We start from the raw sequence: 14,388 nt of genomic DNA on the forward strand, positions 1-14,388 counted from the left end.
CGGACCGGCCGCCACCAGCCCTCACCGAATCACCAACCCCCCACCCCCTCACGCCCACAACTGTATTCACCTCCACGCGCACACCACCACGCAACCCCACTTACACCCGCGCCCCCTCATTTCCACCCTCACCACCCCATTTCCCCTCACTTCCACAAGCACACCTCTTGCATCCGAGGAGCCCTTCCGGACTATCAGCGCAAAAGCGACAACCTCCCGGTCTCCGAGGTGGACTATCCCGGAACGGTTTCCGTGACCCGCTTGCGCCGACCCGGGCATTGTTGACACGACAAGGTTCATCGCTAGCGGTGAGGGAGCAGAGTCCGATCATGCTGTCTTGTTAGCCTCCACCGTTGCGATTCGGTAACGACCAGCGGTTTTGCTTGATTTGACGAAAAAATAGTCAAGCCCACCCCCTGGCGTAAATGGCCGGCCGGGTGCTTGATGGATATATGACCGCGACGATTCATAAAGTCGTGGCAGGCAATGGGTATCAATATTATCTGCGCAATGTCGCCGCGAATGATGTGTCGGCTCGCGGCCGTTCCAGCCTCGCCGACTATTACTCCGCTCATGGGGAAGCTCCGGGCCGCTGGCACGGCACGGGCCTGGCCGCGTTGGGCCTCCAACCGGGTGAGGAAGTCACCGAAGAACAGATGAAATCCCTGTTCGGACTGGGTCGTCATCCGAACGCGGATGTGATCGAAGCCCGTGTCTACGACAGCGAGATCGGCAAGGGAGCCAAGCACAAAGACGCGGCGCGCGCCGCCGATCAGGCGTCGTGTTTGGGTAATCCGTTCCGCGTTTATGCGGAGGTTTCTGAGTTCCGTAAACGGTGCGCGGTGGCGTTCGAGCGACACAATATCGCGCACGGATTCGACCCTAATGACGCTATTAGCGATGACGAACGGGCACCGATTCGTACCCGTGTCGCGTTCGAAATGTTCTGCGAACAGTTCGATCGCGCACCCCTGAATGAGCGGGAATTGTCGGGGTGGGTGGCACGAAACTCGCGTCCGAACACTGTTGCGATCGCGGGTTTCGACATCACTTTCTCCCCGGTGAAGTCGGTGTCGGCGTTGTGGGCTCTCGCGCCGCGGGCCGTCGCGGAGAAGGTCGAGCTCGCGCATCAGCGTGCGGTGCGCGACGCACTCGCCTGGTTGGAAGAGCACGCGATCTTCACCAGACTCGGCCGCAACGGTGTGCGCCAAGTCGACGTGGAGGGCATCGTGGCAGCTCAGTTCACGCATCGCGACAGCCGTGCCGGGGATCCGGACCTGCACACCCACGTGCTGATCGCCAACCGTGTCCGCGCCCCGGACGGGCGCTGGCGCACCCTCGATGGCACCGCGATTTACCGGGCGGTGGTCACCGTGTCGGAGATCTACAACACCCGCCTGGAACACCATATGGAGACCCTGGTGGGTGTGGAGTTCGCCGAACGACCCACCACCGATCCGTCCAAACGTCCGATCCGTGAAATCGTCGACATCCCAACATGGTTGATCAAGGCGTGGTCGCGGCGCGAAGCCGCGATCAAAGAGCGTGTGGGGGAACTCGCCGCACGGTTCCAGCACCGGTTTGACCGCGAACCGATCGCCACCGAAATGTATGACCTGGCCCAGCAAGCCACTCTCGAAACCCGACCGCCCAAACACCTATTGCGGTCACTAGCCGAGCAGCGCAGCACCTGGCGCTCACAGGCGATAGCGCTGCTCGGCGGCCGCGAAGCATTATCGTCGATGATCGTCGCGGTCTTGAATCCCGTACGGCCCCAGCGTGTCGCGGTGACCACCGGGTGGATCAACCGGACCGCGCAGCGGGTCATCGAGGTGGTTTCCGAGCACCTCTCCACCTGGCAGGCCACCAATCTGCGTGCCGAAATCGAACGCCAACTCCGCGGCCACGTGCGAGGCCAGGACTGGGAACAAGCCGCCGAAGCCATCCTGGCCGAAACACTGTCACCCGAGCATGTGATCGCGCGCGGTGACCCCGATCTGACCGACGAACCCGAATTACATACAGTCCCAGACTTGTTGCGTCGCCGCGACGGCACCAGCGTCTACACCGGCGCCGGTACGCAGATCTACACCTCGGCCCGGACATTGTCGATCGAACAGCAGCTGATCGACATGTCGGTGCAGCCCGGCGCACGCCAACTCACCGCTGACTCGGTCACTGCGGCCGTGCACCGCTACGACACCCGGAATCCGGATCGGCCGCTCAACGCCGGGCAGATCAGCGTGATCCGAGGGTTCGCCACCTCGAATCTGCGTATACGAACGACCAACGCACCGGCGGGAACGGGCAAGACCACCGCGATGGCGGTGCTCACCGACGCCTGGCATACCAGTGGCGGCCGGGTTCTCGGGTTGGCACCGACCGCGTCGGCGGCGGCCGAGTTGGGTAAGGCGATCGGTGCGCGGGTGGAGACCGTCGACAAGGTCGTCGATGTCCTGGCCGGGCACACACCCCGCTTCGACAACCTCGCCTTGGACCGTGAAGCGCCGCCGTCGCTGCCGCAATGGATCCTCGACATCGACCCCGACACGTTGGTGATCGTCGACGAGCACGTCAAGATCGGCAACCTCAAACGCCTTCGCCTACTACGATTCCTGACCGACCGCGGCGCGACGATCCGCTGTATCGGTGACCCACGCCAACTCGCGTCGATCGAGGCCGGCGGCGTGGACGCCGACATGGACGCGGCCGCACCCGAGGCGAGCATGACCCTCACCCACGTCGTACGGTTCGCCTCGAACGCTGAAGCGACCGCCAGTTTGCAACTGCGTGAGGGAGATCCAGCAGCGCTGGGCTGGTATCTGGACAACGGCCGCATCCACGCCGGGCACGAAGGTGCCACCCATAACGACACCTTCACGGCCTGGGTCGCCGACCAGCGTGCGGGACGCGGCACCATCATGCTGGCCGCCAACCACAAAATCGTGACCGAACTTAATGCCCGCGCCCGCGCCGACCGCCTCGCTCGCGATGGCGGTGGGATCGGTGCGGAATGTACTCTCGCCGACGGACTTCACGCCTCGGTCGGGGACACAATTCGCACTCGTCGCAACAACCGACGACTACGACTCGGCGACAATGATTGGGTACGCAACGGCTACCCCTGGACCGTCACCGCCGTACATCCGGATGGAGGTCTGACCGCCACACATCTGCGGTCGGACCACAAACTCGGTCACAGCGTGCGGCTTCCCGCCGACTACGTGGCCGCGCATGTGCGCCTCGGGTACGCGACAACGATCGATTCCGCGCAAGGAATTACAGCCGATTCGTGTCATGTCGCGCTCACCGGAGGCGAGTCACGCCAACAGCTTTATGTCGCACTCACCCGCGGAATCCACGCCAACCACGCCTACGTACCGACCGCGTTGGACGGCAGTGAGGGCTCATTTTGGAGTGAACCGGCGGTGTTTCCACGCACAGCTGTCGAGCTTCTACTGCGCATTTTCGGGCGCGACGGCGGACAGAAGTCCGCGCACACCATGCTGCGCGACGCACTCGAACCACACAAACGGATCGGGCGCGCGCTCGACATCTACCTCGACACCATCGGTGTCGCCGCCGAAAACGCCATCGGCGCCGACAGTCTCGAACGCCTCGACGCGGCCGCGGAAGCGGTGCGATCCAATCTGACCGACAGCCCGGCCTACCCCGTACTACGTCAACACTTGGCGATGATCGCACTGTCCGGGCATGACCCGATGGCCGCCTTACACACCGCCGCGAACGCCCGCGAACTCGACACCGCCGATGACGTTGCCGCCGTACTCGACTGGCGTCTGGATCCCTCCGGCATGCACTCCACCACCGGCGCACCCTTGCCATGGGCGTCCGGAATCCCCCGCGGGCTGCGCGCGGAACTCGACTCCACCCAACTCGCTGCCCGCGCGCGCATCATCACCGACCTCGCCACACAAATCCGCAGCGAAGTCCAGACCTGGACACCGGCGTCCGCACCGCACTGGGCGCGCTCGCTCATCGGGTCGAACCCCGCGACTGCTCGAAGACCTCGCTGTGTGGCGGGCCTCCCTACACATTGATGACCACGACCCACGCCCAACCGGACCCGCCCGCTATACCGGGCTCGAACGCCAACACCAAGAGCTGATCGACGCCCGCGTCACCGAGGCTCTCGACGACCTGAACCTGCCCACCAACAAGTGGGCGCCGCTGATCACACGCCTGCAACCCCGCATCTTCACCGACCCGTGGTGGCCAGTCCTCGCCGACAAAATCGAGATCGCCCACCGATCCGGAATCGACATCGACGCCCGATTGACCCACGCCGCCGCACTACGAACGTTGCCAGACGACATGCCCGCCGCGGCCCTGTGGTCACGACTCGAAGCTCGAACTCGTCGCCGCCGAGGGCACCGACACCGGCAACCTCACGCCCGACTGGACCGACGAACTCCACCAGATCCTCGGAGACGACGCCGCGCAACGCGTCATCGACGACCCCGCCTGGCCGCGCCTGGTCGCCGCGTTCGACAGCGCCACCGACACTGACTGGGCACCAGCCGAACTCCTCACCACCGCATACGAACTCATCCTCGCCGCTCAACCCGACGGCACCGCGAACCTCCGTCCAGACCAGTACGCCAGTGCCTTGGCCTGGCGCATCGACGCGCTCCTGCACGAGCCCAGCCACCCCTCCCCAGAGCCCGCCAAACACAGACCCGAGCACCACCCCGAAGACTGGCACGCCGCCCGCACCCTCGCCGAATGCCTCGCCATCGCGACCTGGGTCCAGGACCATCCGCTATCCGACACGCCAACATCCACCACCGAACCTACGACACCACTCTCCGATAATCCCCTCGATGTGGCCGACCCTGTGCAGATGCTCACCGACGACCAACTCACCCAAGCCATCACCGACATCAGCCAGCGCATTGATCTCGCCGAGACCGAAGCCATCCTCTACGGACCCGCACCGGGCAACGCATCCGCGGACACGACAGCAGTCGACACGACCACCTGGCTGCATGACGAATTGGCCTACCTCAACGTCGAACAACAACGCCGCGCCCAACTCACACCCGAACAAGCCGACGCCGACGACACCTTCCGCACCCGCCACCAGAATGACAACGCTGCCGAAGATTTCCCGGAATACGAGCTCGACCCGGTGATCGATCCGACGCTCGGCTACGACGATCTCGGCCTGTAAAACGATTCACCGACGACATTCAATTCCGTTCTGCTATCGGCGAATTCCTGCAGCCAACCGTCGGTCAGCAGCGCGGTCCTCGGCAGCAGCGTTCGTATTCGCCGTTCGGCGAATAACGCGTGCAGAGCTGGCCAGTTCTCCGGTAGATGCGCCTCGGCTCAACTCCCGCCTCACATCAAGTGGGTGTTGGCGCACCAGAGCGAAGCGACCCTTACATCCGGCTAAACACAACCAGTTCACCGCGCTGACAGTGCCCGGTTACCCAGACCTCGCCTCAGCGCCGCGCCGGTGACCTACCTGTGGGCTTGGACCGCATCCACACGGACCGATACCTGAACTCCTAGCCCAGTGCCCCGATCCACTGTGGACTGCGGGTTCATCAGCCACGATCGAGCCGCAGAGCAGTGCGGTTTGCATTGCCATGCCGTGTTCGGCGTCAGCCGAAACCGCTATCTAGGACGTCGATTGCTGCTACCGGCTTAGAGTGCCTTCCATACCCACGGTTTCGGTACTTGCCCACGCACGCAAGCAATTCGATGCTTCGCTTGTTGCGCCGCAATCTCATTCGCTGCTGCTCGCTCTAACGCGAACCCCACCCAACGTAGCTCCTGGATATCGGCGAAGAGTCTGAAGTCCGACCATCCCGTGATGTCCTGGCCGCCATAAGCATTCACGAGCGACAGGTAGTCGGCCGCGGGAATCCGCGCGAAGTCCGTGTAGTCGACGGCAAGTTGAATGAGATCCCATTCAGGTCGGCCAACCGACACCTTGTCCAAATCCAGGACTATGGGAGTGCCCGATGGCGGCACGACTAGGTTGCCTTGCCAGGCATCACCGTGAATCACCGTGAGCTGTAGCGGATCCGGCAGCTTGTCATATTGCTTGTGTAGTTCGTCGTATCGCGTCAGTAGCCACCTTCGGTCGTCGTCCACCGTGCTCGCCGTCGCCAATCGTTCACGAAGATCACCGAACGGGTCGTAACTCGGCAGCTCAAAATCGGCCGGTGGTGTCAACGAATGCAGTGCTCGCAGCATTGCTCCGAGTTCGGCAGGGGTGGCGGGCCGATGGTCCGGGATGAGATGCCACCAGGTGACGGGTCGGTCGTCGACAACGATCGGTTGAGGCAGTTCCGATACCGTCTCCACGGTCGGGATGCCGGAACTGTTGAGCCACTGCGACACTCGTAACTCCCGCTCAGCATCCTCCAGTCTGCCCGGTCTCCCGATCCGCGCCACGATGTCACCGACGCGGTAAATGGCGTGGGATCCCTCGCGGATCACCTCCTGCTCATTCAGGGCAAGACCAGCTCGTCGGGCAGCCTTCGCCAGTACTGCCTCGGATGACGATGTGCCGGTCATAGCGCTGCTTTCGCCGCAGATCGGCGGGTAATAACCTCGCACAGTTCTACGACGTCGCCTATTCGCCGGTGACGAGACGAAGCAGCGGCCAATCGCCGCAGTTCCTTCTGGATGCGATGGGAATCGAATTGGAACGCCTGCGTGGCGGCACGAGTTCCGAGGTCGACTGCTTCTTTCGGGTCGCCGAGCTGCATGGTCAGGGTAGCCAGTCGGGTGAGCGAGAACGTCTGGGAACGGGGGTATTCCGCGGCTTGAAGTTGGACGGCTTGTCGAATCCTATGGGCTGCCAACTCGATTCGATGGCGAGTCCGCGCGACCGGGATCAGGGCCTTGCCGGTGCTGCCGAGGTGCTCGGCCTCGTCATAGAAGCACAGCCAGGGAGCATCGGTGGCGGGGCTGCGTTGGGCAAAGTACTCGTCGGCGCGTGCTACTTCGGAGAGAGCTTCGTCGGTGCGTTCCATGGCGGCCAAGTATTGGGCGCGCAGGGCGCTGAGCATGGCGCGTGTTGTGGCAGAGAGTCGTTCGGATCGCACTTGGGCCAGCTCGATGAGCGACAATCCGCCATCAGGATTGCCGATATAGGCCATCTTGCGTGCCATGTCGGCCAGTGTGCTGGCGCGCAGTTCCCATGATCCGGCTGTGTCGGCGCACCATAGTGCGAGCCGGAACCTGCGCTCCGCCGCCGTGTGATCGCCGATGTCGAAGGCGGCATACCCAGCGACGCTGCCGAAGTTGCCGATCGCTTCGAGCAGGGCCCGGCGGGTGCCTGGCGACGCTTTTCCATCGAGTAGGCGGACGAAGCGGCCAAGTTGTCTGCCCGCAACAAGGCTGATCGCACCGCCGCCACGCAGGTTCTCCGCCGAAGCGATTGTGCGCGTGGCCGTTTGGATGTCGATGACTTCGGTTGCGCCGATACGGCGGATCGGCTTGTCGTCGGCGTTCGGGCCGAAATAGTGGGCGGGACCGATGCCTGGATCGAAAGGGCTGAACAGGTTTATCGCGAGCAACCCGTCTGGCTGTGCCGCCGCTTCGCGTCGCCGACGATTCGGTACGAAGCCCAGTTCGCTGTCGGTGGCGTGCAGGATGGCGCGGAAGGCTTCCCGGTAGAGCTCGTTGGGCCAGCGGACAGTGCCGCGCTCGTAGCGGGCGATGGTGTGGGCATCGAGTTCGCGCCGCTGACCGTGCTGGCGCCAGATGTAGGTGTTGACGGCCTCGGCCAGCTCGGCGCGGCCCATTACCTGACCAGGTGTCACCTGCGACGGTGTGGCTTCCCGTCGCTGCTGGAGTTGCACGTTTGGTTGCATGCGTTTCCCTTGCCGGTATCGGTCCGTTGAGTCTATCCAGCGGCACCGACGCTGAGTCGGGGCAGATTATCTGCCCCGTAACTTGCCCTCTTTTGGAAGCGCCGCGTGCGTGAGGCTGAAACAGCGGCTCCGATTTGGCGGGGGCGTCATGCACAACGTGATCAGTTGGGGGACCAATGAGACCATGTGAATCGGTCCGGGGCGCGCTCGGTGCGGCACCAGTGTCGCGTACCGTCGGCCCGGACGTTGGATCCGGGTGGCGCACAGCGCGCCGTGGCGCTGACCGTAGCGCGACACTGCGCGCCGGTGTAGTGGGCCTCGGGCATCAGGCTGTCAACGATCACCTACCTGCGCTCGTGGCCTCGCATCACGTCGAGTTGGTCGCCGTCTGCGATGAGGACCCGAACGTCATGCGCGAGCAGCAAGCGTTGCATCAAGTGCCGGGCTTCGCTGATCACCGCGAGATGTTCGAGGCGGAGCCGCTCGACCTGGTGGTGGTCTGCGTGCCACACGACGCCGGTCGGGCGGTCATCGAGTCGGCCGCGGAGCACAAGGTCCACGTCCTCAAGGAAAAGCCGTTCGCCACCGATCTGATCGAGGCCATCGAACTAGCGGATTTGTGCGAACGATCCGGCATCGAGCTGATGGTCACGCTGCAACGGCGATTCAATCCGATCTATACGAGCTTCCCGCAGCTCGCTGATCAGATCGGCACGCCGTTTCTGATCGACGCGCGCTACACCGTGCATGTCGATGACCCGTCCGAGGGCTGGCGTGGGCAGACCGCCAAGGCGGGCGGCGGCTGCGTGATCGACATGGGCTACCACCTCATCGACCTGCTCCTGTGGTATTTCGGATTGCCGGACAGTATCGCAGCCGAACTGTCGGTCGGTGCGCGGCCGGACCGGCGTTACGACGCCGAAGACACAGCGCTCATTCACTTTTCGTACAACAGCGGCCTTTACGGCTCATTGCTCCTCTCGCGGTTCATCGGGCCGAAATCCGAAGAGATCCGGCTTGTCGGGTCTGACGGCGTCGTCCATCTGGAGCGTGGCCGCATCCGCCGACTAACCAACAGCGGCGATGTCATCGAGTCACTGCATCGTGAACAAGCCTGGCCCTCGGCCGCGGCCTGCCAGATCGACTACTTCCACCGCGTCATCGACGGCACCCGACCCAACCTCAGTGGTCCAGCCGAAAACCTCGCGCACATGGCCTTCGTCGCCGCCTGCTACGAGGCTGCGCGCAACCACATTCACATCAATCCCAAGGAGCTCTTGTGACCTCACCACTGGCGCTGCTCGGCGGCACACCGGTCATATCCGGAGTAGCGCGGCACTTTTCATGGCCACCACTGACCGAGGCCACCAGCATCGCCGTCCTCGACCAGCTCGACGAGGGCACCTCGATCTACGACCGCTCAGGTGTCATCGGCCGGCTGGAGGATGCGCTCCAGCGCTACTTCGGTGTCCGCTATGCCATCGTGACCAGCTCAGGCACAGCTGCGCTGTATTCGATGTACGCCGCCTGCGGCATCGGGCCGGGCGATGAAGTGATCGTGCCGGCATACACGTTCTTCGCCACCGCCACACCGCTCTTGCACCTGGGCGCGACCCCAGTCTTGGCCGATTGCGACACGAGTGGCAACCTCGATCCGGTCGACGTGCCGCGACGTATCACCGAACGCACCAAAGCCATTGTGGTAACGCATATGTGGGGGATGCCCGCACAAGTCCAACGTCTGCGCACACTGGCCGACGCGCACGGCCTGTTACTGCTCGAAGACGCGTCCCACGCTCACGGGGCGAGCATTGGCGAGAAGAAGCTCGGTACGTTCGGGCAAGCCGCCGCTTTCAGCATGAACGGGCCGAAACCGCTGTCGGCAGGCGAAGGCGGCTTCATCCTTACCGATGATGAGGAGGTGTATCACCGTGTCTTGCTGCATGGCCAGTACAACAAGCGGTGCCGAAACGAAATCCCAGCGCGTTCCGAGCTTAGTCGCTACGCCGTGACGGGCATGGGGCTCAAGCATCGCATCCACCCACTGGCCGCAGCCATTGCGCTGGAACAGCTTTCACATCTTGATGACTACCTCGCAGGGCGGCAGCGCATCGCCGAGCACATCCACGACGAGCTCCAGCGGGAGCCGGGCCTGACCATCACCTGGCACGAACCGTACACGCGACCAGCCTGGTACGGACTCACGATTCTCTACGACGGTGAATTCTTCGATGACGTGCCGGTCGAGCGCTTCCACGCCGCGTTGCAGGCCGAGGGCTGCCACGAATTCGACCGACCAGGATCGACTTGCCCACTGAACCTGCTGCCTCTCTTCCAAGAACCAGGTCCATTGTTTCCCGCCTTCACTGGCAAGCTGGCCTACGCCCCTGGTGACTACCCACGAGCCGAAGAACTCCACCACGCCACGCTCAAACTCCCCGTGTGGCATCGAGACGAGGACCTGCCGCTCGTCGACCGCTACATCGAAGCGCTCTACAAAGTCATCACCCACCACGCCGATTTGAAAGGGTAGAACTAGATGATCGACACAACACTGCTGGAGAAGTTGACGCGGGAAGCCGACCAGGACGAGGTACAACAACTCGTCGTCGGCGCCGTCGTCCAACACGGCGGCAAAATCCTACTTCTGCAACGTCCCGCCGACGACTTCATGGGTGGGATCTGGGAACTTCCCAGTGGCAAAGTCGATCCCGGCGAAGCCATCGACCAAGCCCTGATCCGGGAAGTCAAGGAGGAGACCGGCCTCGACGTTACTGCCATCCGAAACTACCTGGGCGAGTTCGACTACCAATCCGGCAGCGGCAGGAAGAGCCGCCAGTTCAACTTCACGGTCGAGGTCGCGAATACCGACACAGTGCAGCTGACTGAACACGACGCGTACACATGGACCAGCCTGGCAGAGGAACCACCGGTTACGGATGCCGTGAAGCAAGTCCTGGCGCGATATCGCGAGATCTAAACGGGCACAGGCGGTTCGGCTGCGCAAAGGGGCGAAACTGAACTCTCATTAGCCGCCAACAGCCCGCTCCGGAAACGGAGCGGGCCACGTTGACGGCGCATGTCCGAGCTACTGGTCATCCGCGGCGTCATCGATCACCGGAGTTACCTCGGTGTCGTCATCTTCGCTCCACCACCGCCGTGGTCTCGCCAACGGCGATGCATTCGTCAATACTTCGTCGCCGAGCTCGTACTCGTTGGACTCCCACGGATCGTCCCTACTCGACACGTTCCCTACCGCATGCCGCCCCTGTAGCTCGGTTGTCTTCCACCAGTAGCCCAACCGGAAGCACAACACCGCTGTGGAGACGACTGAGCCGCGCCACGGGATGGCGACGAGCAGCGTTGGCATCGTTCAGGATTCGTCCTCGCACACGAGCAGATACGCCGCCTCCGCATGCACCACGCAGTCATCCGGATGGTGGTAGCGGTGGATCTCGAGGAGCTGGCGAGCACGATCAGGGGTGAGTTCCATCAGGTGCACCTGACACATGTACTCCGCGAGCACTCCCTCGGCTTGAACGAATGCCCTGTGGCTGAAGGAGTTTGTCATCAGCACTCCGCCTCATCGGGCGATCCATTCGCCCGCGGTCTGTCAGACTCGTCGCTGGTTGCTCCTTCCGGCCGAATCGTCTTCGGTGGAAACACACCCCGGGCCTTGTCCGGCAACCGCACCCGTCCAGCCCTCGCATCGGCGACCAACCGGTCGAGCGCTTCGATCTGCCGATTCAGTTCCACCGCATCGTGTTCGGCGTGAGCGGGTTGGTCCTGCCGCAGCGCCACCAGCAGGTACTTCCAACCCAGCCAGGCCACCATCTCGCCATACGACGACGGATTCGTCGGTGCGTCAGCGTCGACCGTAATCCCGCTGACGTGCCCGCCCGCTTCGCGGTCGATCAGCCACGTCAGCAGTGAAAGGTGCTCCTCAGCCGGGACGCCCGTGTTGCGGCGATGCTCGTAGACATAGCGCCAGATGCCGATGTACTGCCGGGCACAGCGCATTAGCACCGTGCCGGGTTCGTTTACGCTCGCGAACACCCGCAGGAACGGCCCCGCATCCGGCAGTGGCTGATCGGGCCGAGCCTCAACCGAAGGGGCTGAAAACAACGCCGCTCTGTTCAGTGAGAGCCCGAATACAAATTGATCTGGTGGTTGATGGTCAGATGGCACAGTGTGCGTCCCTTTACATTTCGCAGACAACTGGTGCTCGATGGTTGGCCGGTGAGGTCAGTCCCAAAGTTCGCCGCACGGCAAAGGCGGCAGATCGACGCGCACATCGTCATCGACCGTGACAACGAATTCAGGAAAGCCCTGGGCCAGTTCATCGGCCACATTTTGGGCTTGTTCGGCACTGGCTTGGTAATCCAAGTTCAGCGCTCCGAATTCGATGTGGATGTGGCGAATTCGACGCGGCGGCGATGCGACATGCGACTGGTGTTTCGTCACCACTATCACCGCAGTTTGTTCGGGGCTAGAACCATCCGGCCGGCGTCGATCAGGATCTGCTGTGCGGCAGCCTTGCGCGGGCACTGCTTCGCACGGCAAGCAATATGGATCTGCATGATCTCGTGCGCTTGGGCAACTGTGAACGGCAGCATCGGTGCCTGATGGGCACCCGCGTCGCACAGGGCGATGAGTTGGTACATGGCAAGAGAATTCGTGGGCATCGGGCGTCCTTCTTCCGGTGCAGCAAGCAGCAAGGTCGGGCGGTGCCCGGCACCGGGGGCTTTGGCCACCGGCCCTGGCTTACAGGGGCCAATGTGCCGCCCGAGGGGGTAGCAGCGTCGGCCCGGTGCCGGGTACCGAAACCGACCGTAAAGCCGCTAAAACGCCGGGTGGGCGCGGAAATTGAGGTTTCCGTTTTGTTTATACGAAAACCCATATATTCTGCGGGGGAACGGTTTCAGGTAGACAGCTTGGGCAAATCAGCCGACAATTGGGGACGCTGGATATGTATATGACAACCGGCGAAGTCATCCGCCGGATTAGGAAATCTATCGGGATGACCCAGGCAGAGCTGGGAGAGTTGCTCAACTTCTCTCAGCCCGCAATCTCGGGCTTGGAGCGCGGCGGCCCCGCCTCACACGACGTCCGTGTCCTGCGACTCGTCGCACGCGCGCTTCAGGTTCCGCTGGCCATACTGGTAGTGGAGTCGGACGAGGAGGCAGACATGGACCGTCGCAACTTCTTCAGAGCAGGGGCACTCGGGGGCGCAGGCGCTGCCATGGTCGCGGCGAACGTGCCAGCCCACGCTGCGTCATCCGGGATAAAAGTCGGTGCCAGCGACGTCGCTCAAATCACGGACAGTATCAACCAGATTCACGAGTTGGATCTCGTTGTTGGCGGTGACCGGCTGTGCCATCTGGCGGCTGGCCAGGCTCGCTACGTCCAGCAGCTGCTCGACAGCGGCAGCTACAACGAGGACACCGGCAAAGCGCTGGCCACGGCCACCGCAGAGATGATGACCGCAGCAGGATGGGTGCACTACGACGCGGATCGTAGAAACGCCGCCCGCCGCTACTACGCCGACGCGGCCCAGACGTCTGCCGCAGCAGGCGACGGGATCGCCACGTCACACGCGTTGCTCAACGCCAGCATTCTCGACCTGGATACCGACGGGCTGGAAGGACTTCCCGACCGTCAGCCACGTCCGCAGGATTCAGTACATCTGACACAGGCCGCGCAGGATGCCGCTCGTCGCAGCGGTGGCCCGAAGGTGCGCACACTGACCACTCTTCGCGAGGCACAAGCTCTGGGTGCCGCTTCTGACAAGCCAGCGATGGAGAAAGCGCTTAGCCGGGCACACCGCGCGTACGAGTCCGGACGAGGATATGACCCCGATTGGGCATGGCTGCCCGAAGCGGAGTTCAACGGGCTGACCGGCATTTCGTACGTGGGAGCCGGTGACTACAACCAGGCCGTGGCTTATCTGCAGGAGGCTATTGCCGGTACAGCGCAATGGCCCCGTGAGCGAAGCGTGTGGCAGTTGGAGCTTGCCCACACCCACATCAAGGCTGGCGATGCTGCCCACGGCTGTTCGCTACTTACGGCGAACTTCAACAGCATCAGCGCGGTTGGGTCCGCTCGATTACAACGCAAGTTGGATGCAATCGCGATTGCGGTACGGCCCCATGCCGCAGTTGCAGAGGTGAAGCAGTTCCTGGGGATGCGCGCAACACTCGCGTAATCCCGAATCACTGAGATCATTCCGACTTTGTCGGAGCGCCGACAGCTGCTACTTGCTCGCACTCTTGTAGGCCTCAACCACTTCCACTGAGATTCGCCCGCGCGGCTGGACACTTCCATGCCGTTCTTACGAGCCCAGTCTCGAATCGCCTGGGTCTACTCGCGATCGACTGCTGGCCGCGCTTGGCGCTTGCCCCGTGGCGCCCGACCATGCCTGCCCGAACTGCACGCGCAGATCATCTGGATCGACCCCCATGGCGCGCAACGCCGCGCGCTCCTAATCGTCCATACCCAGTTCGACGGCATCGTGTCACGCCTGGTTCCAGGC

Annotated in this window: 12 protein-coding genes; 6 read left to right on the plus strand and 6 right to left on the minus strand. The window is 63.1% G+C overall.

Annotated features, from left to right (window positions below; all coding sequences use genetic code 11):
* Nucleotides 1-452: 452 nt before the first annotated feature.
* Nucleotides 453-4,061, plus strand: coding sequence for a MobF family relaxase (mobF, locus tag ACFMRZ_RS31880; protein ID WP_400181929.1), 3,609 nt, complete (start codon nt 453-455; stop codon nt 4,059-4,061).
* 569 nt (nt 4,062-4,630) lie between these two features.
* On the plus strand, nt 4,631-5,194 hold the full coding sequence (locus ACFMRZ_RS31885) for a hypothetical protein (RefSeq protein WP_400181931.1): 564 nt from the start codon (nt 4,631-4,633) through the stop codon (nt 5,192-5,194).
* Nucleotides 5,195-5,673: 479 nt separating this feature from the next.
* Here the strand turns inward: ACFMRZ_RS31885 and ACFMRZ_RS31890 are convergent, their stop codons facing one another.
* Nucleotides 5,674-6,552, minus strand: a complete 879-nt coding sequence (locus ACFMRZ_RS31890) for a phosphotransferase enzyme family protein (protein WP_400181932.1) — start codon at nt 6,550-6,552, stop codon at nt 5,674-5,676.
* Nucleotides 6,549-7,856: an XRE family transcriptional regulator gene (locus ACFMRZ_RS31895; protein ID WP_400181933.1), complete on the minus strand. Its 1,308-nt coding sequence runs from the start codon at nt 7,854-7,856 to the stop codon at nt 6,549-6,551. Before ACFMRZ_RS31895 ends, ACFMRZ_RS31890 begins: the two co-directional genes overlap by 4 nt.
* Before the next feature lie 176 nt (nt 7,857-8,032).
* Between ACFMRZ_RS31895 and ACFMRZ_RS31900 the strand changes: the two genes are divergently transcribed.
* Genes ACFMRZ_RS31900 through ACFMRZ_RS31910 form a run of 3 tightly spaced genes read left to right on the plus strand, consistent with a single transcriptional unit; the run spans nt 8,033 to nt 10,836 of the window.
* A complete protein-coding gene (locus ACFMRZ_RS31900; RefSeq protein ID WP_400181934.1) occupies nt 8,033-9,139 on the plus strand; it encodes a Gfo/Idh/MocA family protein in 1,107 nt (368 codons plus the stop codon).
* Nucleotides 9,136-10,389, plus strand: a complete 1,254-nt coding sequence (locus ACFMRZ_RS31905) for a DegT/DnrJ/EryC1/StrS family aminotransferase (protein ID WP_400181935.1) — start codon at nt 9,136-9,138, stop codon at nt 10,387-10,389. The genes ACFMRZ_RS31900 and ACFMRZ_RS31905 overlap by 4 nt, the downstream gene beginning before the upstream one ends.
* Before the next feature lie 6 nt (nt 10,390-10,395).
* On the plus strand, nt 10,396-10,836 hold the full coding sequence (locus ACFMRZ_RS31910; RefSeq protein ID WP_400181936.1) for an NUDIX domain-containing protein: 441 nt from the start codon (nt 10,396-10,398) through the stop codon (nt 10,834-10,836).
* Between the two features lie 393 nt (nt 10,837-11,229).
* Here ACFMRZ_RS31910 and ACFMRZ_RS31915 read toward each other — a convergent pair whose 3' ends face one another.
* The 4 genes from ACFMRZ_RS31915 to ACFMRZ_RS31930 are packed head-to-tail and all read right to left on the minus strand — an operon-like array spanning nt 11,230 to nt 12,610.
* Nucleotides 11,230-11,427 carry a hypothetical protein gene (locus tag ACFMRZ_RS31915; RefSeq protein WP_400181937.1) on the minus strand — a complete coding sequence of 66 codons (198 nt, stop codon included), beginning with the start codon at nt 11,425-11,427 and terminating at the stop codon, nt 11,230-11,232.
* Nucleotides 11,427-12,044, minus strand: a complete 618-nt coding sequence (locus tag ACFMRZ_RS31920; RefSeq protein ID WP_400181938.1) for a hypothetical protein — start codon at nt 12,042-12,044, stop codon at nt 11,427-11,429. Before ACFMRZ_RS31920 ends, ACFMRZ_RS31915 begins: the two co-directional genes overlap by 1 nt.
* 57 nt (nt 12,045-12,101) lie before the next feature.
* Complete coding sequence (locus tag ACFMRZ_RS31925; protein ID WP_400181939.1) at nt 12,102-12,320, minus strand: hypothetical protein; 219 nt, start codon at nt 12,318-12,320, stop codon at nt 12,102-12,104.
* Between the two features lie 5 nt (nt 12,321-12,325).
* Nucleotides 12,326-12,610: a hypothetical protein gene (locus ACFMRZ_RS31930; protein WP_400181940.1), complete on the minus strand. Its 285-nt coding sequence runs from the start codon at nt 12,608-12,610 to the stop codon at nt 12,326-12,328.
* Nucleotides 12,611-12,831: 221 nt separating this feature from the next.
* On the opposite strand from ACFMRZ_RS31930, the gene ACFMRZ_RS31935 reads away from it, so the two are divergent.
* Nucleotides 12,832-14,061 carry a helix-turn-helix domain-containing protein gene (locus ACFMRZ_RS31935; RefSeq protein WP_400181941.1) on the plus strand — a complete coding sequence of 410 codons (1,230 nt, stop codon included), beginning with the start codon at nt 12,832-12,834 and terminating at the stop codon, nt 14,059-14,061.
* Nucleotides 14,062-14,388 lie beyond the last annotated feature (327 nt).

The organism is Nocardia sp. N2S4-5, from assembly GCF_044628355.1.
In the GTDB taxonomy this organism is placed as follows: domain Bacteria; phylum Actinomycetota; class Actinomycetes; order Mycobacteriales; family Mycobacteriaceae; genus Nocardia; species Nocardia wallacei_B.

Coding starts and splice junctions, on each gene's coding strand:
- mobF (WP_400181929.1), top strand. CDS start 453: ATGACCGCGACGATTCATAAAGTCGTGGCAGGCAATGGGTATCAATAT.
- ACFMRZ_RS31890 (WP_400181932.1), bottom strand. CDS start 6,552: ATGACCGGCACATCGTCATCCGAGGCAGTACTGGCGAAGGCTGCCCGA.
- ACFMRZ_RS31895 (WP_400181933.1), bottom strand. CDS start 7,856: ATGCAACCAAACGTGCAACTCCAGCAGCGACGGGAAGCCACACCGTCG.
- ACFMRZ_RS31900 (WP_400181934.1), top strand. CDS start 8,033: ATGAGACCATGTGAATCGGTCCGGGGCGCGCTCGGTGCGGCACCAGTG.
- ACFMRZ_RS31910 (WP_400181936.1), top strand. CDS start 10,396: ATGATCGACACAACACTGCTGGAGAAGTTGACGCGGGAAGCCGACCAG.
- ACFMRZ_RS31915 (WP_400181937.1), bottom strand. CDS start 11,427: ATGACAAACTCCTTCAGCCACAGGGCATTCGTTCAAGCCGAGGGAGTG.
- ACFMRZ_RS31935 (WP_400181941.1), top strand. CDS start 12,832: ATGACAACCGGCGAAGTCATCCGCCGGATTAGGAAATCTATCGGGATG.